Genomic DNA, 1,192 nt, shown 5'->3' with positions numbered 1-1,192 from the left:
CGACGCCGTCGCGCAGCTGGTGGATCTGCTTGTTGATCGGGGTGCCGCCGAGCACGGTCATGATGCGCAGGTGCAGCGGTGCCGCCAGCGGCGCCAGGGCGCGCTGGACCTGGGTGGCCAGCTCACGGGTGGGCACCAGGATGAGGCCGCGCGGCGCCTTCGGACGGCGGGTGCCGCCGGCCAGCTGGTCGAGAACGGGCAGGCCGAAGGACAGGGTCTTGCCCGATCCGGTGCGGGCGCGGCCGAGCACGTTGCGCCCGGCGAGCGCTGACGGCAGGACGGCCTGCTGGATCGGGGTGGGCTCGACGATGCCTTCACGGGCGAGCGCCTTGACGAGCGAGGAGGGGAGGCCGAGGTCGTTGAACGACGTCAGGGCAGGGGTGGGACGGGTGGACAGCACAGGGCTGCCAGAAGGCTGGTTCACAGAACTCTCAGACGTTGGGTGGCTCGAACCGCTCTGCGTCGGATGACGCGGCCTGTTCGAGCAAGGAGGGGGAGGCCCTCCGAACGTTCCGGGGCTCCCGTGGACCTCCAGCCTAGCAGCCGAGGACCCGCGGCCGGCGCTTCCGCTCCCGTGCCCTGCGTCACCCGGCTCGCTTCTCCGTGGTCGCCGAGCGTCGCCCTGCGGCTGCGTCGGTGCGACTCCTGGGCGGGGCTGGTCTTCGAAAGGGCCTCGACCGGAGCGGGATCCTCGTCCTGATTGGGTCTGCGGCGCGCGGTCGGGTTCGCACTCGCTGCTGCGTCGCTGTGGCTTCGAGTTCTCCTGATACTGCGTCGCTGTGGCTACGAGTTCTCCTGCGGCTGCGTCGCTGTGGCTACGAGCCGGGTCGGTCCCCGAAAGGGCCTCGACCGGAGCAGCGGGTCCGGATCGGCTGGGTCTGCGGGGCGCGGCCACGATTCTTCATCTGTGCGGGATCCACGCATGATTCCTCCTTTGTGTGGACCGTGCCTCGCGAAGGAAGAATTGTGGCGACGTAATGGGGACCTGGAGGGCAGTGACTCTCCCTTCGCGTGGAACGGTCCACGAGAAGGGAGAATCCCTGCCCACCCGCCGCGCGAGTCGCCCCGTCGGACGCAAGATTCTGCCTTCGCGTGCAGAAGCCCGAACGATGCTGCGTTCGGCACCGGTTCCCGTAGCAAACGCAGCATCCTTCGACCCTTCGCGCACGAACGCAGAATCTTGCGTCCCCCG

Annotated in this window: 1 protein-coding gene; it reads right to left on the bottom strand. The window is 69.2% G+C overall.

From position 1 onward, the window contains the following. Positions 1–424 (bottom strand): DEAD/DEAH box helicase (locus ASF38_RS00970; protein ID WP_235497337.1); only part of this gene is annotated, 424 nt, incomplete at its 3' end. Positions 425–1,192: the final 768 nt, after the last annotated feature.

The sequence above is a fragment of the Aeromicrobium sp. Leaf272 genome, from assembly GCF_001422865.1.
Lineage (GTDB): Bacteria > Actinomycetota > Actinomycetes > Propionibacteriales > Nocardioidaceae > Aeromicrobium.
This window is presented reverse-complemented; position numbering and strand designations above follow the sequence as displayed.